The 18,571-nt window shown below is 69.9% G+C and carries 18 protein-coding genes and 3 tRNA genes; 11 read left to right on the top strand and 10 right to left on the bottom strand.

The features are described from left to right. Nucleotides 1–302 precede the first annotated feature (302 nt). Nucleotides 303–1,793 carry a N,N-dimethylformamidase beta subunit family domain-containing protein gene (locus ACFPQ9_RS08650; RefSeq protein WP_380849245.1) on the top strand — a complete coding sequence of 497 codons (1,491 nt, stop codon included), beginning with the start codon at nt 303–305 and terminating at the stop codon, nt 1,791–1,793. A gap of 139 nt (nt 1,794–1,932) precedes the next feature. Then, the gene (locus tag ACFPQ9_RS08645; protein WP_380849242.1) at nt 1,933–2,832 is read left to right on the top strand and encodes a phosphoribosylaminoimidazolesuccinocarboxamide synthase; all 900 of its coding nucleotides are present in this window, start codon (nt 1,933–1,935) and stop codon (nt 2,830–2,832) included. Between the two features lie 42 nt (nt 2,833–2,874). Here ACFPQ9_RS08645 and ACFPQ9_RS08640 read toward each other — a convergent pair. The 8 genes from ACFPQ9_RS08640 to ACFPQ9_RS08605 form a co-directional block, all read right to left on the bottom strand. Then, nucleotides 2,875–2,950: transfer RNA gene (locus tag ACFPQ9_RS08640), tRNA-Gly, on the bottom strand. A 22-nt stretch (nt 2,951–2,972) separates the two neighbouring features. Then, nucleotides 2,973–3,587, bottom strand: coding sequence for a response regulator (locus ACFPQ9_RS08635; RefSeq protein WP_380849239.1), 615 nt, complete (start codon nt 3,585–3,587; stop codon nt 2,973–2,975). Further along, nucleotides 3,584–4,810 (bottom strand): sensor histidine kinase, encoded by a 1,227-nt coding sequence (locus ACFPQ9_RS08630; RefSeq protein ID WP_380849236.1) that lies wholly within the window; start codon nt 4,808–4,810, stop codon nt 3,584–3,586. The genes ACFPQ9_RS08635 and ACFPQ9_RS08630 overlap by 4 nt, the downstream gene beginning before the upstream one ends. A gap of 18 nt (nt 4,811–4,828) precedes the next feature. Next, a complete protein-coding gene (locus ACFPQ9_RS08625) occupies nt 4,829–5,605 on the bottom strand; it encodes an ABC transporter permease (RefSeq protein ID WP_380849233.1) in 777 nt (258 codons plus the stop codon). Then, nucleotides 5,602–6,561, bottom strand: a complete 960-nt coding sequence (locus tag ACFPQ9_RS08620) for an ABC transporter ATP-binding protein (RefSeq protein ID WP_380849230.1) — start codon at nt 6,559–6,561, stop codon at nt 5,602–5,604. The genes ACFPQ9_RS08625 and ACFPQ9_RS08620 overlap by 4 nt, the downstream gene beginning before the upstream one ends. Before the next feature lie 128 nt (nt 6,562–6,689). Further along, nucleotides 6,690–6,762 (bottom strand) — tRNA-Gly (locus tag ACFPQ9_RS08615). A gap of 80 nt (nt 6,763–6,842) precedes the next feature. Continuing rightward, nucleotides 6,843–6,914 (bottom strand) — tRNA-Gly (locus ACFPQ9_RS08610). A 157-nt stretch (nt 6,915–7,071) separates the two neighbouring features. Further along, nucleotides 7,072–7,389, bottom strand: a complete 318-nt coding sequence (locus tag ACFPQ9_RS08605) for a histone-like nucleoid-structuring protein Lsr2 (protein ID WP_030947653.1) — start codon at nt 7,387–7,389, stop codon at nt 7,072–7,074. 309 nt (nt 7,390–7,698) lie between these two features. On the opposite strand from ACFPQ9_RS08605, the gene purS reads away from it, so the two are divergent. The 9 genes from purS to purM all read left to right on the top strand — a co-directional run bounded on the left by purS (nt 7,699) and on the right by purM (nt 16,692). Further along, nucleotides 7,699–7,962, top strand: coding sequence for a phosphoribosylformylglycinamidine synthase subunit PurS (gene purS, locus ACFPQ9_RS08600; protein WP_015659417.1), 264 nt, complete (start codon nt 7,699–7,701; stop codon nt 7,960–7,962). Beyond that, a complete protein-coding gene (gene purQ / locus ACFPQ9_RS08595; RefSeq protein WP_380849226.1) occupies nt 7,959–8,639 on the top strand; it encodes a phosphoribosylformylglycinamidine synthase subunit PurQ in 681 nt (226 codons plus the stop codon). Before purS ends, purQ begins: the two co-directional genes overlap by 4 nt. After that, nucleotides 8,636–10,894: a phosphoribosylformylglycinamidine synthase subunit PurL gene (gene purL, locus ACFPQ9_RS08590; protein WP_380849223.1), complete on the top strand. Its 2,259-nt coding sequence runs from the start codon at nt 8,636–8,638 to the stop codon at nt 10,892–10,894. Before purQ ends, purL begins: the two co-directional genes overlap by 4 nt. A 105-nt stretch (nt 10,895–10,999) precedes the next feature. After that, on the top strand, nt 11,000–11,500 hold the full coding sequence (locus tag ACFPQ9_RS08585) for an ArsR/SmtB family transcription factor (protein WP_380849220.1): 501 nt from the start codon (nt 11,000–11,002) through the stop codon (nt 11,498–11,500). Between the two features lie 21 nt (nt 11,501–11,521). Beyond that, on the top strand, nt 11,522–12,355 hold the full coding sequence (locus ACFPQ9_RS08580) for a M23 family metallopeptidase (RefSeq protein ID WP_380849217.1): 834 nt from the start codon (nt 11,522–11,524) through the stop codon (nt 12,353–12,355). 10 nt (nt 12,356–12,365) lie between these two features. Beyond that, nucleotides 12,366–13,163, top strand: coding sequence for a maleylpyruvate isomerase family mycothiol-dependent enzyme (locus ACFPQ9_RS08575; protein WP_380849214.1), 798 nt, complete (start codon nt 12,366–12,368; stop codon nt 13,161–13,163). A 62-nt stretch (nt 13,164–13,225) separates the two neighbouring features. Beyond that, a complete protein-coding gene (locus tag ACFPQ9_RS08570) occupies nt 13,226–13,996 on the top strand; it encodes an META domain-containing protein (RefSeq protein ID WP_380849211.1) in 771 nt (256 codons plus the stop codon). Between the two features lie 61 nt (nt 13,997–14,057). Continuing rightward, nucleotides 14,058–15,587 carry an amidophosphoribosyltransferase gene (gene purF, locus ACFPQ9_RS08565; protein WP_380849208.1) on the top strand — a complete coding sequence of 510 codons (1,530 nt, stop codon included), beginning with the start codon at nt 14,058–14,060 and terminating at the stop codon, nt 15,585–15,587. A 34-nt stretch (nt 15,588–15,621) separates the two neighbouring features. After that, entirely contained in the window at nt 15,622–16,692 is a 1,071-nt protein-coding gene (purM, locus tag ACFPQ9_RS08560; RefSeq protein WP_380849205.1) for a phosphoribosylformylglycinamidine cyclo-ligase, read from the top strand. Between the two features lie 75 nt (nt 16,693–16,767). Here the strand turns inward: purM and ACFPQ9_RS08555 are convergent, their stop codons facing one another. Beyond that, nucleotides 16,768–17,025 carry a DUF3073 domain-containing protein gene (locus tag ACFPQ9_RS08555; protein ID WP_194044211.1) on the bottom strand — a complete coding sequence of 86 codons (258 nt, stop codon included), beginning with the start codon at nt 17,023–17,025 and terminating at the stop codon, nt 16,768–16,770. A 284-nt stretch (nt 17,026–17,309) separates the two neighbouring features. Then, nucleotides 17,310–18,407: a Leu/Phe/Val dehydrogenase gene (locus ACFPQ9_RS08550; protein WP_380849202.1), complete on the bottom strand. Its 1,098-nt coding sequence runs from the start codon at nt 18,405–18,407 to the stop codon at nt 17,310–17,312. Nucleotides 18,408–18,571 lie beyond the last annotated feature (164 nt).

The following is an 18,571-nucleotide window of genomic DNA, read 5'->3' as shown; positions in this document are numbered from 1 at the left end:
GGAGCCCCCGGTTCCACTTTCGGCCAATTCGCAACGAATAGTGACAGGATGCGTGCGCAATGTGATGTGCTGGGACCGATAGCGCATATGGCAAGGGCTTACGACATACGACAGCTGTCACGAAAGCTCACGCCATAGGACCGAAACCCCAAGCACGCGCACCACGCCAAGCACGCGCACCACGCCAGACACGCGCACCACGCCCGACACACGCAGGGCACGCACGCCACCACACACCACCACGCACACACCACACACCACGCCGGACGCACCACCACGGGGGAACGAGGGAGGGGTACGCCATGGGGTCGGAGCAGATCCGCCGCTGGGAGTCGGGAGCACTCGCACACGCCGTGACGGACCCCTTCGGCCAGGGCCCCGTCCCGTGGCTGCGCGGAAACGTCACGTACTTCGACGACACCGGCCAGGTCGTCCCCTGGTACGTAGACGGCCAGGCGCACCCCCCGACGTCGGGCGCCCCCAGGGTCCCGGCCCCCCGAAGCGCCGGCCCGCGCTCCGCGGACGACGTCCACCGGCAGATCAAGGGCTTCATCTCCACCGGCGCGGTCGCCCCCGGCGAGGCGGTCGACTTCCACATCACCGTGGACCCGCCCCAGGAGTTCGCCGTCGACATCTACCGCATCGGCCACTACGGCGGCGACGGCGCGGCCAAGATCACCACCAGCCCCCGACTGTCCGGCATCGTCCAGCCCGCGCCGCTCACCGCCGACCGCACGGTCTCCTGTCACCACTGGTGGCTGTCCTGGCGGCTCCAGATCCCCTCGTACTGGAGCATCGGCGCGTATGTCGCCGTCCTGACCACCGTCGACGGCTACCGCTCCCACATCCCCTTCACCGTCCGCGACAACCACCCCGCGGATCTGCTCCTGCTGCTGCCCGACGTGACATGGCAGGCCTACAACCTCTACCCCGAGGACGGCCGCACCGGCGCCAGCCTCTACCACGCCTGGGACGAGGAGGGCCGGCTGCTCGGCGAGGCCGACGCCGCCACCACCGTCTCCTTCGACCGCCCGTACGCCGGCGCGGGCCTGCCCATGCACGTGGGCCACGCCTACGACTTCATCCGCTGGGCCGAGCGCTACGGCTACGACATCGCCTACGCCGACGCCCGCGACCTGCACGGCGGCCACATCGACCCCACCCGCTACCGCGGCCTGGTCTTCCCCGGCCACGACGAGTACTGGTCGACCAACATGCGCCGCACGGTGGAGCTCGCCCGCGAGAACGGCACCTCTCTCGTCTTCCTCTCCGCCAACTCCATGTACTGGCAGGTCGAGTTGGCCCCCTCCCCGTCAGGTGTGCCGGACCGCCTGCTCACCTGCCGCAAGCGCAAGGGCCCCGGCCGCCCGGTCCTGTGGCGGGAGATCGACCGCCCCGAGCAGGAGGTGATCGGCATCCAGTACGCGGGCCAGGTCCCCGAGCCGCAGCCCCTGATCGTCCGCAACGCCGACCACTGGCTGTGGGAGGCGACCGGCGCCCATGAGGGCGACGGGATCGAGGGCCTGGTCGCGGGCGAGGCCGACCGCTACTTCCCGCGCGCCCCGCTGCCCGAGCACGAGGAGCGCATCCTGCTCGCCCACTCCCCCTACCCCGACCGCGAAGGCGCCCTGCGTCACCAGGAGACGTCCCTGTACCGCGCCCCCTCCGGCGCCCTGGTCTTCGCCTCCGGAACCTTCGCCTGGTCCCCGGCGCTGGACCGCCCGGGCCATGTCGACGCCCGTGTCCAGCGCGCCACGGCCAACCTCCTGGACCGCATCTGCAAACGTGACTGAGCTCAACCAGGGCAACCCCAGCGAAACCCCGAGCAGAACCCCAGCGCACCCCCAGCGCACGCCCAGCACACCCCCAGTCCAAGGTCAGAGCCCTCATACGGGACAATCGACCCGTTGGACAGAACCACGGGGAGGAACCGTGTCCGGATTCGTAGAAAAGCCCGAGCCGATCGAGGTTCCGGGCCTGGTGCACCTGCACACCGGCAAGGTGCGGGACCTGTACCAGAACGAGGCCGGCGACCTCGTGATGGTCGCCAGCGACCGCATGTCCGCCTACGACTGGGTGCTGCCGACCGAGATCCCCGAGAAGGGCCGCGTCCTCACCCAGCTCTCGCTGTGGTGGTTCGACCAGCTCGCCGACCTGGTCCCCAACCATGTGCTGAGCACCGACGTGCCGGCCGGCGCCCCCGCCGACTGGGCGGGCCGCACCCTGGTGTGCAAGTCGCTGAAGATGATCCCGGTGGAGGCCGTGGCCCGCGGCTACCTCACCGGCTCGGGCCTCACCGAGTACAACGACTCCCGCACCGTCTGTGGCCTCGCCCTCCCGGAGGGCCTGGTCGACGGCAGCGAGCTGCCCGCCCCGATCTTCACCCCGGCCACCAAGGCCGCGGTCGGCGAGCACGACGAGAACGTCTCCTACGAGGAGGTCGCCCGCCAGGTCGGCGCCGACACCGCGGCCCGGCTGCGCCAGGCGACCCTCGCCGTCTACTCCCGCGGCCGGGACATCGCCCGCGAGCGGGGCATCATCCTCGCCGACACCAAGTTCGAGTTCGGCTTCGAGGGGGAGACGCTGGTCCTCGCCGACGAGGTGCTCACCCCGGACTCCTCCCGCTTCTGGCCGGCCGACCAGTGGGAGCCGGGCCGGGCGCAGCCGTCGTACGACAAGCAGTTCGTCCGCGACTGGCTGACCTCACCGGCCTCGGGCTGGGACCGCAAGAGCGAGCAGCCCCCGCCGCCGCTGCCGCCGGAGGTCGTGGACGCGACCCGCGCGAAGTACGTGGAGGCGTACGAGCGCCTGACGGGCACGAGCTGGAGCTGAGCCCATGACAAAGGCCCCGGTCGATGACCGGGGCCTTTGATCTGGAGCGAACGACGAGGTTCGAACTCGCGACCTCAACCTTGGCAAGGTTGCGCTCTACCAACTGAGCTACGTTCGCATGCGCCGTGGCGCGGGACCCACTATACCCAACCTCGCTCCCGCGCGAGACGCACCGCCGCGTGCCGGTTCTCCGCGCCGAGTTTCGAGGCGGCGGACGACAGATAGTTCCGTACGGTCCCCTGAGACAGCGCGGCCCGCTCCGCGATCTCCGCGACAGGCGCCCCGTCGGCGGCGAGTTCCAGTACCTCCGCCTCCCGCGCGGTCAGCGGAGAGTCCCCGGCGGCGATGGCGTCGGCGGCCAACTCCGGGTCGACGTAACGGTTACCTGCGTGCACGGTGCGGATGATCTCGGCGAGCCGCTGCGCGCTGACGGTCTTCGGGACGAACCCGCGCACCCCCGCCGCGAGGGCCCGCTTCAGATGCCCGGGCCGCCCGTGACTGGTCACGATCAGCACCCGGCAGCCGGGAAGTTCGGCACGCAGGGATGTGGCGACCTTCACACCGTCCGCGCCCGGCATCTGAAGATCCAGTACGGCGACGTCGGGCCGGTGCGCGCGGGCCATCGCCAGCGCCTCGGGCCCGGTGGCCGCCTCGGCGACGATCACGAGGTCGTCCTCCAGGGAGAGCAGCGTGGCGAGCGCGCCCCGGATCAGATGCTCGTCGTCGGCCAGCAGCAGCCGCACCGACCCGGTCATACGGTGACCTCCCGCACACCCGCACCCGTCAACGGCACCTCGGCCACCAGCCGGAACACCCCGTCGCCGACCCGGCCGGCCTCCAGCGTGCCGTCCACCGCGGCCAGCCGCTCGCGCAGCCCGGCGAGGCCGGAGCCTCCACCCCCGTCGGAGGCTCCGGCAGCTCCGTCGTTCTCCACCTTCAGCACCACACGTCCCTCACGCACCCCTACATTCACCGCACACCGCTCGGCGTTCCCGTGCCGCAGTACATTCGTGGTCGCCTCCCGCACCACCCAGGCCAGCGCCGACTGCACCTCGACGGGCAGCCCGGCCGCCTCCCCGGTCACCTCGCACGCGATCCCGGCCGCCGTCAGCACGCCCTGCGCACCGACGAGTTCGACCTCCAGATCTGCCTCCCGGTACCCGCGTACGACGTCCCGCACCTCGCGCTGCGACTCCTGCGCGATCCGCTGCACCTCGATCATCTGCTCCACGGCCTCGGGCCGTCCGCGCCGCGCCAGCTGCACGGCGAGCTCGCTCTTGAGGGCGATGACCGCGAGGTTGCGCCCCATGACGTCGTGCAGATCCCGCCCGAACCGCAGCCGCTCCTCGGCGACGGCGAGCCGGGCGCGGGTCTCGCGGGCCTCGTCGAGTTCGTAGACGGACTTCAGCAGCCAGACGGAGAAGACGGCCGTGAAGGTGAGGAATCCGCAGCTGACCAGCACGAGCAGCGCGATGACCAGCGCGCCGAGAACGGGCATGCCGGTCAGGACCGCGACGATTCCCGCACCGCCGGCGAAGCCCGCCAGCATGGTGTACACATGCCTCCGGCTGTCCAGGCCGAGCGCGATGATGCCCACCCCGAAGACGAGCACGACGCCGATGACGCTGCCCGCCGCGGACTCGGCGTCCTCATCGCCCGGGCCGTACAGGGCGAAGGCGAGAGCCGCGACGGCGACCACCGCGGTGACGACGCCGAGCGTCCACATCGTCCGTACGGGCTGTTCCTGCCGCCCGCACACCCAGTTCACCGCCCGTGACACCGTCAGGGCGCAGCTCGCCGCGTGGATGCACACCAGGGGCAACAGCACGGCACCCGGCCCGCCCCCGATCTGGCCGATGACCGGGACCCCGGCCACGGCGACCTCCATCACCGCGAAGAAGTGGAACGAACCCCGCGTGTACGTCTCCACCTTCGCCGGGGTGCTCTTGCCCCGCCACCACGTTCCCGGCCCGCGCATCCGCTGCTCTTTCCTAGGTCAACGCCGAGGTTCCCAGCGGAACCGTCGCCGTACAGCAAACACGCCCGCGACCGTCCAGACCAGCGCGACCAGTACCGCGCCCAGCGTCTCGGACACCGGCAGCTCACCGGTCCAGCCGCCGCGCACCAGGGTGATCACCGGGGTCAGCGGCAGCAGTTCGCACACCGACGCCACCCGGTCGGGAAGGATCTCCAGGGGCACGAACATCCCGGAGAAGATCATGGAGAGGAACACGACCGGCAGTGTCGTGACCTGCGCACTTTCGACGCTGCGGGTGAAGGAGGAGGTCACCGCGGCGAGCGCCGCGCACAGCAGGAACCCCAACAGCAGTCCCAGCACGGCGAGATGGGGAGCGCGGGGCGCGCCCACGTCGAGCAGGACGGTGCAGCCGATCGCCAGCACCACGCTCTGTGCGAGGCCCGTGGCCACGGCCGGCAGCGCGGCCCCGGCGAGGATCTCGCTGTCCCGCAGCTCGCCGGTGCGCAGCCGCTTGAGGACGAGTTCCTCGCGGCGGGCGGTGTAGACGCTGACGAGCGTCGCGTACACCGCGTAGAGCAGCGAGAAGCCGATGGAGGCGGGCAGGATCACCGTGCCGAGGGTGAGGCCCACCTCCGCCAGGTCCATCTGCTTCGCCGCCTCGCGTGCGCTCAGGGGCAGAATCAGCGGCACGATCAGCGCCGCGAAGAGGGTGCCCCTGCTGCGTCCGAGCAGGGTCAGCTCGGCCCGGGCCAATGACGTCATGCGCCCCACCGGGGTCGTGATGGCCGTACTCATGCCGCGTACTCCTTCGTCCCGGCGGCCTCCGCCGCCTCCCGCGCGATGCCGAGGAACGCCTCCTCCAGCGACGCCGACCGCACATCCAGCCGCCGCAGCTCCACTCCGGCCTGCTCGGCCCACACCAGCAGCCGGGTCGCCGCCCACTGGAGCCGGTGGGTGCGCAGCCGTACGACCCGTCCCTCGACCTCGTGCCCGCTCACGCCCAGCTCGCCGAGCGGCGGCAGGTCCCCCAGGAAATAGCCGTCGGGCAGCTCGAAGGTGATCCGCGACGGCTGGGCCGCGGTCACCTCGGCGGGTGTACCGGCCGCCGCGATCCGCCCCTGGTGCAGGATCGCGAGCCGGTCGGCGAGGCCCTCGGCCTCCTCCAGGTAGTGCGTGGTCAGCAGCACGGTCGTGCCGTTGTCGCGCAGGGCCCGCACCAACTCCCAGGTGTCGCGGCGCCCTTCGGCGTCGAGCCCGGTCGTCGGCTCGTCGAGGAACAGGACTTCGGGATCCCCGAGCAGCGCCAGCGCCAGGTCCAGCCGCCGCCGCTCACCGCCGGAGAGCTGCTTGACCCGTACGCCGGTCTTCCCGGCCAGCCCGACGAGGTCCAGCACCTCCAGCGGCGACCGTGCCCCGCTCACGCACCCCGCCCACATCCGCGCGGTCTCGGCGACGGTCAGCTCGGACGGGAAGCCGCCCTCCTGCAACATCACTCCGGTACGCGGCCGTACGACGGCCCGCTCGGCGTAGGGGTCGTGCCCCAGCACCCGCACCTGCCCTCCGGCGGGCTCGGCGAGCCCCTCGAGCAGTTCGACGGTCGACGTCTTGCCGGCGCCATTGGTGCCGAGCAGCGCGAAGACCTCTCCGCGGTCCACGGAGAAGGTGATGCCGCGCACCGCCTCGAACCCGCCCCCGTAGACACGTCGTAGGTCGGTGACCTCAATCACGTGTTCGTGTTCGTTGATGTCCATGTCATCAGCGTCCCCGCCGCCGGAACCCGGCAGCAGTGCGCGCTGTCACCACTCGGCATGACAAATGTCAGGCGAACGGCCAGGGCACAGAAAAAGCCCCGGTTCATTGAACCGGGGCTTCTCTCAAGAGCGGACGACGAGGCTCGAACTCGCGACCTCAACCTTGGCAAGGTTGCGCTCTACCAACTGAGCTACGTCCGCATTGCTCCCGACCGGCTCTCACCGATCGGTGCGAGCACCAGCCTACCTGATCCACAGGATGGATCGGACCGGCGGTGCAGAGCGGGTGACAGGAATTGCACACTGCGCCTTCCCCCTGGAAGGGGGATGTTCTACTACTGAACTACACCCGCATGCTCGGCGAGCTGGACTTTTTCGGTCCCGCCCGGCGGCGTGCTCCAGACATTAGCTGATCAGCGGGGGGGTAGCGCAAGTCGGTTGTCGCACCGGCCCAAGTCGGCTGCCCTCAGAGCCCGCTGACGGAGCCTGAGGGCACGTGCCCCGGGTGCCTCACTGTGCGGAGGCGAACGCCTCGTAGACCTTCTTGGGAATGCGGCCGCGGGCCGGCACCTCCATCTTGTTGGCCTGTGCCCAGGCCCGGACGGCCGCCGGGTCCGGGGCGACCTCGGTCTGCTTGTACGCCTTGCCGGACTTCGACCGCTTGCGGCCGGCTTCCACGTAGGGCGCGAGCGCCTTACGCAGTTTCTTGGCATTGGCTTCATTCAGGTCGATCTCGTACGACTTGCCGTCGAGTCCGAAGGCGATCGTTTCCGCCGCTTCCGAGCCGTCGATGTCGTCAAAGAGAGTGACCACGACCTTCTGCGCCACGAATATCGGTCCCTTCAGGCGGCACCTCATACAGCTCAGCTGCTACGACGTGCCGAGTCTCGGCTTTTGCCAATTCATTTGTACAGTGCCCGGCAATGCAATGTGAAGCCCGACTAAATCTCTCCGCGTGTCCCAGCGCAATAGCTATCCGCGGCTGATCGGGGATCTTTCCCGTAACTTTTCGTGAACGTCCCCCTTCGATGCCGGATCGTGACGGCTGTCACGTAGCTTCCTACAACTCTACCCGCGTAGAAATTTTGTACGGGTAGTCTGAAGGAACCTGCTCAGCACCACACACCGGGAGTGCCAGTGGCACGCGTCGTAGTCGACGTCATGCTCAAGCCGGAGATCCTCGACCCCCAGGGCCAGGCGGTGCAGCGCGCACTGCCGCGACTGGGTTTCGAAGGCATCTCCGACGTACGTCAGGGAAAGCGATTCGAACTGGAAGTTGACGGGCCGGTCGACGAGGCCGCGCTCGCCCGCATCCATGATCTTGCGGAATCCTTCCTCGCCAACACCGTGATCGAGGACTTCACCGTCAAGGTTGAGGAAGTCGCGGAGGCCGCGAAGTGACCGCTCGTATTGGCGTCGTCACTTTCCCGGGGAGTCTCGATGACCGGGACACCCAGCGCGCGATCCGCCTCGCGGGCGCCGAACCGGTCGCCCTGTGGCACAAGGACAAGAACCTCCACCAGGTCGACGCGGTCGTCCTCCCCGGCGGTTTCTCCTACGGCGACTATCTGCGGGCCGGCGCCATCTCCCGCTTCTCGCCGGTGATGGAGACGGTCATCGAGCAGGCGAAGGCCGGACTTCCGGTCCTCGGTATCTGCAATGGCTTCCAGGTCCTCACCGAGGCCCACCTCCTCCCGGGCGGGATGCTCGGCAACGACCACCTCCACTTCATCTGCCGCGACCAGAAGCTGCGGGTGGAGAACGCGGAGACCGCCTGGACGAGCGACTACAACGCCGGCCAGGAGATCCACATCCCGCTGAAGAACATGGACGGCCGGTACGTCGCCGACCAGTACACGCTGGACAAGCTGGAGGCGGAGGGCCGCGTCGTCTTCCGCTATCTGGACTTCAACCCGAACGGCTCGCTCAACGACATCGCCGGCATCACCAACGAGGCCGGCAACGTCGTGGGCCTGATGCCGCACCCGGAGCACGCCGTGGAGCCGCTCGTCGGCAGCGGCCGCACCGACGGCCTCCCCTTCTTCACCTCGATCCTCAAGAAGCTGGTCAACGCATGAGCCGGACGCCTCTGGACACGGTCGAGCACGCGGCCGCGACCCCCGACGTCGAGCTGCCCTGGGCCGAACTCGGCCTGAAGAAGGACGAGTACGAGCGGGTCGTGGAGATCCTGGGCCGCCGCCCGACCGGCGCCGAGCTCGCCATGTACTCCGTCATGTGGTCCGAGCACTGCTCGTACAAGTCCTCGAAGGTGCACTTGCGCCAGTTCGGCGAGAAGGCGCCCGAGTCGGACGCCCTGCTCGTCGGCATCGGTGAGAACGCCGGTGTCGTGGACGTCGGCCAGGGCTACGCCGTCACCTTCAAGGTCGAGTCGCACAACCACCCGTCGTACGTCGAGCCCTACCAGGGCGCGGCCACCGGCGTCGGCGGCATCGTGCGCGACATCATCGCCATGGGCGCGCGCCCGGTCGCGGTCGTCGACCCGCTGCGCTTCGGCGCCGCCGACCACCCCGACACCAAGCGCGTCCTGCCGGGCGTCGTCGCCGGCATCGGCGGCTACGGCAACTGCCTGGGCCTGCCGAACATCGGTGGCGAGGTCGTCTTCGACGCCTGCTACCAGGGCAACCCGCTGGTCAACGCCGGTGCCATCGGTGTGATGCGGCACGAGGACATCCACCTCGCGAAGGCCTCCGGCGCCGGCAACAAGGTCATCCTCTACGGGGCCCGCACCGGCGGCGACGGCATCGGCGGCGCGTCGATCCTCGCCTCCGAGACCTTCGATGACGCCAAGCCGTCGAAGCGCCCGGCCGTCCAGGTCGGCGACCCCTTCCAGGAGAAGCTCCTCATCGAGTGCACCCTGGAGGCGTTCGCCGAGAAGCTGGTCGTCGGCATCCAGGACCTGGGCGCGGCGGGCCTGTCGTGCGCCACCTCCGAGCTGGCGTCGAACGGCTCCGGCGGTATGCGCGTGACCCTCGACGACGTCCCGCTCCGCGACTCGACACTCTCTCCCGAGGAAATCCTCATGAGCGAGTCGCAGGAACGGATGTGCGCGGTCGTCGAGCCGGAGAAGGTCGACCGGTTCCTGGAGATCTGCGAGAAGTGGGACGTCATCGCCACCGTCATCGGTGAGGTGACCGACGGCGACCGCCTGGAGATCTACTGGCACGGCGGCAAGATCGTCGACGTCGACCCGCGGACCGTGGCGCACGAGGGCCCGGTCTACGAGCGCCCCTACGCCCGCCCCTCCTGGCAGGACGAGCTCCAGGCCGACGATGCCGGCAAGCTGGCGCGGCCGGCCACCGGCGACGAGCTGAAGGACCAGGTCCTGAAGCTGGTCGGCTCGCCGAACCAGGCCGGCAAGAAGTGGATCACCTCGCAGTACGACCACTTCGTGCAGGGCAACACCGTCCTCGCCCAGCCCGAGGACTCCGGCATGATCCGCATCGACGAGGAGACCGGCCTCGGCGTCGCCATCGCGACGGACGGCAACGGCCGGTACGCCAAGCTGGACCCGTACACGGGCGCCCAGCTGGCCCTGGCGGAGGCGTACCGCAATGTCGCCACCACCGGCGCCAAGCCGCTCGCCGTCTCCGACTGCCTGAACTTCGGCTCGCCCGAGGACCCGGCCGTGATGTGGCAGTTCGCCGAGGCCGTGCGCGGCCTGGCGGACGCCTGTCTGCAGCTGGGCACCCCGGTGACCGGCGGCAATGTGTCGCTGTACAACCAGACGGGCGACGCGGCCATCCACCCGACCCCGGTCGTGGCCGTGCTGGGCGTCATCGACGACGTCGCCCGCCGCACGCCGGTCGCCTTCCAGGAGGACGGGCAGCTGCTCTACCTCCTCGGCGACACGCGTGAGGAGTTCAACGGCTCGGCCTGGTCGCAGGTCGTCCACGACCACCTGGGCGGGCTGCCGCCGAAGGTGGACCTGGAGCGCGAGCGGCTGCTCGCCGAGATCCTGATCTCCGCCTCCCGCGACGGCATGATCGACTCCGCGCACGACCTGTCCGACGGCGGTCTGATCCAGGCGGTCGTCGAGTCGGCGCTGCTCGGCGGCAAGGGTGCCCGTCTGGTCGTCCCGGACGGTCTGGACGCCTTCACCCTCCTGTTCTCCGAGTCGGCCGGCCGCGCCGTCGTGGCCGTCCCGCGCTCCGAGGAGGTCCGCTTCAACGACATGTGCGGTGCCCGGGGCCTGCCGGTCACCCGCATCGGCGTGGTGGACGGCGACGCGGTGGAGCTCCAGGGCGAGTTCACCCTGCCCCTCGCGCAGCTGCGCGAGACACACGAGGCGACGATCCCGGCGCTGCTCGCGTAAGCAGTCGTACGGCGTTCAAGCCCCCGTCCGGTCCACCGGGCGGGGGCTTCGGCATGTCGCCCCGCGCTGGTTGCACGTAATTACGTAGTTCCGTAATATCGAGGTGTGGAACTCGAACAACGCGTCGCCGACCTCGAACGTCGGCTGGCAGCGCTGGAGAACGCGCAGCGCACCGCCCCCCGCCTCGGCGAAGGCGACTTCTGGGCCCTGCAGGGGTTTAAGGAACAACTGGCCGAGCTGGGAGCGGCCGACGGAGGCGTGTTGTTCACCGGCGCCGTACGGCTGCCGACCGGGAAGCAGTACGAGTGGCAGCACGGGACGCTGACCGAGGGTCTGCTCGACGTCGACTGGACCGAGACCGCCGAGTCCTTCGCCGCCCTCGGGCACCCCGTCCGGATGCGGCTGCTGCGCGAGGTCCTCGGCGGTCGGTGCACCGCGGCCGAACTCGCCGAACTGGAGGAGATCGGCACGACCGGCCAGATCTACCACCACCTGCGCCAGCTGACCGGCGCGGGCTGGCTCCACACCACAGGCCGGGGCCGCTACGAGGTGCCGCCGGGGCGAGTCGTACCGCTCCTGGTGGCGCTGTCGGCGGCACGGCCGTAAGTCATCGACACTGGGGGAAACATGTCCGCACGCAAGCTCGCCATGATCGCCTTCCGGCTCCTGCTGATGTCCTTCTTCGCCGTGGTCACCGCGGACGCCTGGCTCGACTTCGGGTATCCGCACTGGTGGAACTTCCTGCCGCTGGTCCTGGCATTCGCCCTGGTCACCGCCGTCAACCGGACGGGCCGCACGCCCCAGGGACCGCCGAAGGACCGGGCGCCGATCGAGGTCCGACCGCCCGTCACCGGCCGCTGGTCGGCACTCAACAGCCCGGCCGACCGCACCCCGAGCCACGGCACGCACGCCTACGGTCAGACCTACGCCATCGACATCGTCGCCGAGCCCGAGCCAGGTACCCGCCCCGGGTTCAGCGCGCTGTGGCCGCTCGCCCGGCGGAACGCCGACTTCCCGGCCTTCGGCGCCCCTTTGCTCGCGGTGGCCGACGGCACGGTCGTACGGGCCGAGGACCGGCAACGCGATCATCTGAGCCGCACCTCGCTGTTCGGGCTGCTGTATCTGATGCTCGTCGAGGGGGCGGTGCGCGAGATGGCCGGCGTCCGGCGGATCGTCGGCAACCACCTCGTCCTCGACCTCGGTGACGGCACCCACGCGCTATACGCCCACCTCGGCCGAGGCTCGCTCACCGTCGCCGAGGGCGACCGGGTGCGCGCCGGCCAGGTGCTCGCCCGCTGCGGGAACTCGGGCAACTCCAGTGAGCCGCATGTGCACTTCCAGCTGATGGACGGCCCCGACCCGGACACGGCCCGCGGTATCCCCTTCACCTGGCGCGGCATCGGCGTCCCCCGCAACCGGGAGATCTTCGAGGCGCCCGCAGCGCAGTCGCAGCCCGCATAGGCTGCCGTCCATGCCCCCGGCCAAGAAGCGCGCCCGCACCTACGACCCCGCCAAGATCCGGACCGCGGTCATCGCCCAGTTCGGCCATGTACGGCGGGCCGTAGGCGCCCTCACCGACGATCAACTCGCCCTTCCCACCCGCCTGGAGGGCTGGACGGTACGGGACCTGGCCGCGCACGTGACCATGGCCGTGGAGACCGTCAGCCGTAACCTCGACCGCGACGAGCCGGCGAAAGCAGAGCTCACCCTCCTGGACTGGCCGTTCGCCACCGCGGCCCGCGCCGGCGACATCGCCGACGGCACCCGGGACCTCGCCGAGGCCAACCCCGACCTCGACGCCCTTTACGCCCGCACCGAGGAACGCCTCACCGCACACCTCGAGGCCGCCTCCGGCGAGCGCCTGCTCGCCGCGCGCACCGGCGTGATGACCCTCGCCGACTACCTGGTCACCCGCACCGTCGAACTCGTCGTCCACTCCGACGACCTGAACGCCGCCGTCCCCGGCCTCCGCATCCCCTACGACCGCCAGGCCCTCGCCGCCTGCACCCGGCTGCTCGCCGACGCGCTCGCCGTGAAGGCGCCCGGCGGTTCGACCGAGGTGCGGATCCCGCCGTACGCCGTGGTCCAGTGCGTCGAGGGTCCGAGGCACACCCGCGGCACCCCGCCGAACGTCGTCGAGACCGACCCGCTGACGTGGGTGCGGCTGGCGACCGGGCGGCTGGCGTGGCGGGACGCGGTCGCGGAGGCCAAGGTCAGCGCGAGCGGGGAGCGGGCCGACCTGGGCGGGCTGCTGCCACTGATGGGCTGACAGGCCGACAAGCGGAACCGGTCCCGTGTCCCTCCCGTCCCACCGGCATGGACACACTCGGCATGGACACAAAGCGACTGGCCGCCGTCGCCGCACTGACCCTCCTCCCGCTCGCCGCCGCCTGCGGCAGCGAGGACGCGGGCAGCGAATCGGTCGGTGCCGGGGCCGCGGCCTCCGTCACCGGCGTCCACTGGGCCGTCGACGGCGTCACCGTCGACGGGAAGAAGAGCGACGCCCCGGGCAGCGCCTGGCTGAGGATCGCCGACGGCGGCAAGGTCAAGGGCAACTTCGGCTGCAACAACTTCGGCGCCGACGCCGCCTTCGCCGACAGCCACGTCACCTTCGACCAGGTGCAGTCGACCGAGATGGCCTGTGACGGCGTCCCGCCGGACTTCGAGCAGAACCTCTCCCGCGTCCTCCTCGACGGCGACCTCAAGACCGAGGTCGACGGCGACAAGCTCACCCTCACCACCGCCGACGGCGACCGCGTCGCCCTCACCAAGCAGGAGGGCGCCTCCCTCTACGGCACGAAGTGGACCGTCACCGACCCCGACACCGGCGGCAAGGCCCACCTCACCTTCGACCGGACGACCGGAGAGGTCAGCGGCAGCCTCGGCTGCAACAAGGTGAAGGCCACCGCGACGGTCAGCGACGGCAGCATCACCCTCGGCACCGCGTCCACCACACGAATGATGTGCGACACCTCACTCATGAAGACGGAGAAGACGCTCCTCAAGCTCTTCGACGGCACGGTGAAGTACGGAATCGATCACCGCAACCTCACTCTGACCAGCGAAAACGGCGAGCGCGTGAACGCTGCCGCCGCAGAGTGATCATTTACAGGCGCGTATCCCCAATTCGGACCAGTGGTCGATCTCGCCTACACTCGGTGCCGTGCCACGTGGTGACGGTCGACTCAATCACGATCTGCTCCCCGGCGAGAAAGGCCCCCAGGACGCGTGTGGCGTCTTCGGTGTCTGGGCTCCGGGCGAAGAGGTCGCAAAGCTCACGTACTTCGGGCTCTACGCCCTCCAGCATCGGGGCCAGGAATCCGCGGGAATCGCGGTCAGCAACGGCTCCCAGATCCTCGTCTTCAAGGACATGGGCCTCGTTTCCCAGGTCTTCGACGAGACCTCGCTCGGTTCGCTCCAGGGTCATATCGCGGTGGGCCACGCCCGCTACTCGACGACCGGTGCCTCCGTGTGGGAGAACGCCCAGCCGACGTTCCGCGCCACCGGGCACGGTTCCATCGCGCTCGGCCACAACGGCAACCTGGTCAACACCGCCCAGCTCGCCGAGATGGTCGCCGACCTGCCCAAGCAGGAGGGCGGCCGCACCCCGCGCGTCGCGGCCACCAACGACACCGACCTGCTGACCGCGCTGCTCGCGGCCCAGGTCGACGAGGACGGCAAGCCGCTGACCATCGAGGAGGCCGCCCATCAGGTCCTCCCGCAGGTCAAGGGCGCCTTCTCCCTCGTCTTCATGGACGAGCACACCCTCTACGCCGCTCGCGACCCGCAGGGCATCCGCCCGCTGGTCCTCGGCCGCCTGGAGCGCGGCTGGGTCGTGGCCTCCGAGTCCGCCGCCCTCGACATCTGCGGCGCCAGCTTCGTCCGCGAGGTCGAGCCGGGCGAGTTCGTCGCCATCGACGAGAACGGCCTGCGCACCTCCCGATTCGCGGAAGCGAAGCCCAAGGGCTGTGTCTTCGAGTACGTGTACCTGGCCCGCCCGGACACCGACATCGCCGGCCGGAACGTATACCTCTCCCGGGTGGAGATGGGTCGCCGGCTGGCGAAGGAGGCCCCGGTCGAGGCCGACCTGGTCATAGCGACCCCGGAGTCCGGCACTCCGGCCGCGATCGGCTACGCGGAGGCGTCCGGGATCCCGTTCGGCGCCGGTCTGGTGAAGAACGCCTACGTCGGCCGTACGTTCATCCAGCCCTCGCAGACCATCCGCCAGCTGGGCATCAGGCTGAAGCTGAACCCGCTGAAGGAAGTCATCAAGGGCAAGCGCCTGGTCGTCGTCGACGACTCGATCGTGCGCGGCAACACGCAGCGCGCCCTGGTCCGTATGCTCCGCGAGGCCGGCGCGGCCGAGGTCCACATCCGGATCTCCTCGCCGCCCGTGAAGTGGCCCTGCTTCTTCGGCATCGACTTCGCCACCCGCGCCGAGCTGATCGCCAACGGCATGTCGATCGAGGAGATCGGCACCTCCCTCGGCGCCGACTCGCTGTCCTACATCTCCATCGACGGCATGATCGAGGCGACCACCATCGCCAAGCCGAACCTGTGCCGCGCCTGCTTCGACGGCGAGTACCCGATGGAGCTCCCGGACCCCGAGCTGCTCGGCAAGCAGCTCCTGGAGACCGAGCTGGCGGCCGGTCCGGCAGCCACGGCAGCGGCCGACGCGATCCGTCGCCCGTAAGCCCCGTAGAAACCAACCCGAAAGATCCCAGGCAATGTCTGAGACCAGTCCTGCCGGTGCTTCCTACGCGGCTGCCGGAGTCGACATCGAGGCGGGCGACCGCGCGGTCGAGCTGATGAAGGAGTGGGTGAAGAAGACCCAGCGCCCCGAGGTCCTCGGCGGCCTCGGCGGTTTCGCCGGCCTCTTCGACGCCTCCGCCCTCAAGCGCTACGAGCGTCCCCTCCTCGCCTCCGCCACAGACGGCGTCGGCACCAAGGTCGACGTCGCGCGCCAGATGGGCGTCTACGACACCATCGGCCATGACCTGGTCGCGATGGTCATGGACGACATCGTGGTGTGCGGCGCCGAGCCGCTGTTCATGACCGACTACATCTGTGTCGGCAAGGTCCACCCCGAGCGGGTCGCCGCCATCGTCAAGGGCATCGCCGAGGGCTGCGTGCTCGCCGGCTGCGCCCTGGTGGGCGGCGAGACGGCCGAGCACCCGGGCCTGCTCGGCGAGGACGACTTCGACGTCGCCGGCGCCGGCACGGGCGTTGTGGAGGCCGACCGGCTGCTGGGCCCGGATCGCATCCGTACGGGTGACGCCGTGATCGCCATGGCTGCATCCGGCCTTCACTCGAACGGGTACTCGCTGGTCCGTCACGTCCTGCTCAACCAGGCCGGACTCGCCCTGGACGCGCAGATCGACGACCTCGGCCGCACCCTCGGCGAGGAGCTGCTGGAGCCCACGAAGATCTACTCCCTGGACTGCCTGGCCCTCACCCGCACCACCGACGTGCACGCCTTCTCGCACATCACCGGTGGCGGTCTGGCCGCCAACCTGGCCCGGGTGATCCCGGACGCGCTGCACGCGACCGTCGACCGCTCCACCTGGACCCCGGCCCCGATCTTCGACCTCGTCGGCAAGACCGGCTCTGTCGAGCGTCTGGAGCTGGAGAAGACCCTGAACATGGGCGTGGGCATGATCGCGATCGTGCCGGAGGAGTCCGCGGACGCGGCCCTGGCGACACTGGCCGACCGCGGGGTCGACGCATGGGTCGCGGGCGAGATCACGGACCGCGGCGAGCACACCACCGGTGCCGCCCTGGTCGGCGACTACGCCTGAGAGCGGCGCGACAGCAGCGCAAAACCCGGTCCGGCGGGGTCACCGCTCAGGACCGGGTCAGGCACTGCTGGGTAGTCAAGCGCCGCGGCGTTGTTGCGACGTGGGACCGGACTCGTCGTCCTCGTCGTCCTCATCGTCGTCGTTGTAGAGATCCGCGTACTGGGCGTACGGGTCGTCTTCTTCGTCGTCCTCGAACGGCTCGCCGTTCGGCGGCTGGCTCGAAGTCGAAGCGCCCAGCTCGTTGGCCAGACGCGACAGGTCAGTCCCGCCGCTGTTGTACTTCAGCTGGCGGGCGACCTTCGTCTGCTTGGCCTTGGCCCGGCCGCGCCCCATGGCTCGACCCCCTCGGTGACGGGGCTCGACGGCCCCAGAGTCTTGACACGCGTTCATGATCTGGAACGGGCTCTCCTCGGAGAGACCGGTCCGTAGGGCTTCCACGGTACCTGAGCCCGCGCCCATACGGTACGTCGCCCGCAGCACGCGCGTGTGCCCAGGACCCTCGAGGTGCCCTGTCCTCGCTGGTCAACCGCGATTTTAACCACTTCTTGGCAGCCGACCCGCCGACGAACGTGAGAGTTCTCTCTAAGTGTGCGCCGACGGGTCCCTGCCCGTCCGGATCAGCGCGTCTTGCGCGCCGATGCCGCCTCGTGCATCCGCTGTTCGGCGATCCGGTCGGCTGCGGCAGCCGGCGGAATCCCATCCGTCTTCGCACGTGCGAATATGGCCAGCGTGGTGTCGTAGATCTTCGCGGCCTTCGCCTTGCACCGCTCGAAGTCGAAGCCGTGCAGTTCGTCGGCCACCTGGATGACACCGCCGGCGTTCACCACGTAGTCGGGCGCGTAGAGGATCCCGCGGTCGGCGATGTCCTTCTCCACACCCGGGTGGGCGAGCTGGTTGTTGGCGGCGCCGCACACCACCTTGGCGGTCAGCACCGGCACGGTGTCGTCGTTCAGGGCCCCGCCGAGCGCGCACGGGGCGTAGATGTCCAAGCCCTCGACGCGGATCAGGGTCGCGGTGTCGGCGACGGCGGTCACACCCTCCGGGTGCGCGGCGAGGATGCGGCCGACGGCCTCCTCGCGCACGTCCGTGATGAAGACCTCGGCGCCCTCGGCACGCAGGTGCTCCACCAGGTGGTGGCCGACCTTGCCGACGCCGGCGATGCCGACCTTGCGGCCGCGCAGCGACGGGTCGCCCCACAGGTGCTGGGCGGAGGCGCGCATGCCCTGGTAGACGCCGAAGGCGGTGAGCACGGAGGAGTCGCCCGCACCGCCGTTCTCGGGGGAGCGCCCGGTCGTCCAGCGGCACTCACGGGCCACGACGTCCATGTCGGCGACGTACGTACCGACGTCGCAGGCGGTGACGTAGCGGCCGCCGAGCGAGGCCACGAACCGGCCGTAGGCCAGCAGCAGCTCCTCGGACTTGATCTGCTCGGGGTCTCCGATGATCACGGCCTTGCCGCCGCCGTGGTCGAGACCGGCCATGGCGTTCTTGTAGGACATCCCGCGGGCGAGGTTCAGCGCGTCGGCGACGGCCTCTTCCTCGGTCGCGTACGGGTAGAAGCGCGTACCGCCGAGGGCGGGGCCCAGGGCGGTGGAATGGATGGCGATGACGGCCTTGAGGCCGCTGGCGCGGTCCTGGCAGAGCACGACTTGCTCATGACCCCCCTGGTCCGAGTGGAACAGGGTGTGCAGGACGCCGTGTGTTACGTCGGTCACTGTGGTGACTCCTGAGTACGGTGCGGCGGTTGGAGCGAGCTCCCGTACAGGTGGCGGGAGCTTGTTGAGCATGAGATTAGACCCGCGAGCGCCCGTCCAACCCGCAGTGCTCAGGATCACCTACTGGCGGAGTACGTCCGTGCGACGATTTGCATAGTTTTCCC

The organism is Streptomyces coerulescens (assembly GCF_042657965.1).
Classification (GTDB): Bacteria; Actinomycetota; Actinomycetes; order Streptomycetales; family Streptomycetaceae; genus Streptomyces; species Streptomyces coerulescens.
The sequence above is the reverse complement of the archived record's forward strand: the minus strand, read 5'-3'. Positions and strand labels throughout refer to the sequence as shown.

What these genes read in the sequence shown, in the direction of transcription:
- ACFPQ9_RS08620 (WP_380849230.1), bottom strand. Translation starts at nt 6,561, where the DNA reads ATGGACATCAACGAACACGAACACGTGATTGAGGTCACCGACCTACGA.
- ACFPQ9_RS08635 (WP_380849239.1), bottom strand. Translation starts at nt 3,587, where the DNA reads ATGACCGGGTCGGTGCGGCTGCTGCTGGCCGACGACGAGCATCTGATC.
- purM (WP_380849205.1), top strand. Translation starts at nt 15,622, where the DNA reads ATGTCTGAGACCAGTCCTGCCGGTGCTTCCTACGCGGCTGCCGGAGTC.
- ACFPQ9_RS08570 (WP_380849211.1), top strand. Translation starts at nt 13,226, where the DNA reads ATGGACACAAAGCGACTGGCCGCCGTCGCCGCACTGACCCTCCTCCCG.
- ACFPQ9_RS08555 (WP_194044211.1), bottom strand. Translation starts at nt 17,025, where the DNA reads ATGGGGCGCGGCCGGGCCAAGGCCAAGCAGACGAAGGTCGCCCGCCAG.
- ACFPQ9_RS08625 (WP_380849233.1), bottom strand. Translation starts at nt 5,605, where the DNA reads ATGAGTACGGCCATCACGACCCCGGTGGGGCGCATGACGTCATTGGCC.
- ACFPQ9_RS08580 (WP_380849217.1), top strand. Translation starts at nt 11,522, where the DNA reads ATGTCCGCACGCAAGCTCGCCATGATCGCCTTCCGGCTCCTGCTGATG.
- ACFPQ9_RS08575 (WP_380849214.1), top strand. Translation starts at nt 12,366, where the DNA reads ATGCCCCCGGCCAAGAAGCGCGCCCGCACCTACGACCCCGCCAAGATC.
- ACFPQ9_RS08650 (WP_380849245.1), top strand. Translation starts at nt 303, where the DNA reads ATGGGGTCGGAGCAGATCCGCCGCTGGGAGTCGGGAGCACTCGCACAC.
- purL (WP_380849223.1), top strand. Translation starts at nt 8,636, where the DNA reads ATGAGCCGGACGCCTCTGGACACGGTCGAGCACGCGGCCGCGACCCCC.
- ACFPQ9_RS08630 (WP_380849236.1), bottom strand. Translation starts at nt 4,810, where the DNA reads ATGCGCGGGCCGGGAACGTGGTGGCGGGGCAAGAGCACCCCGGCGAAG.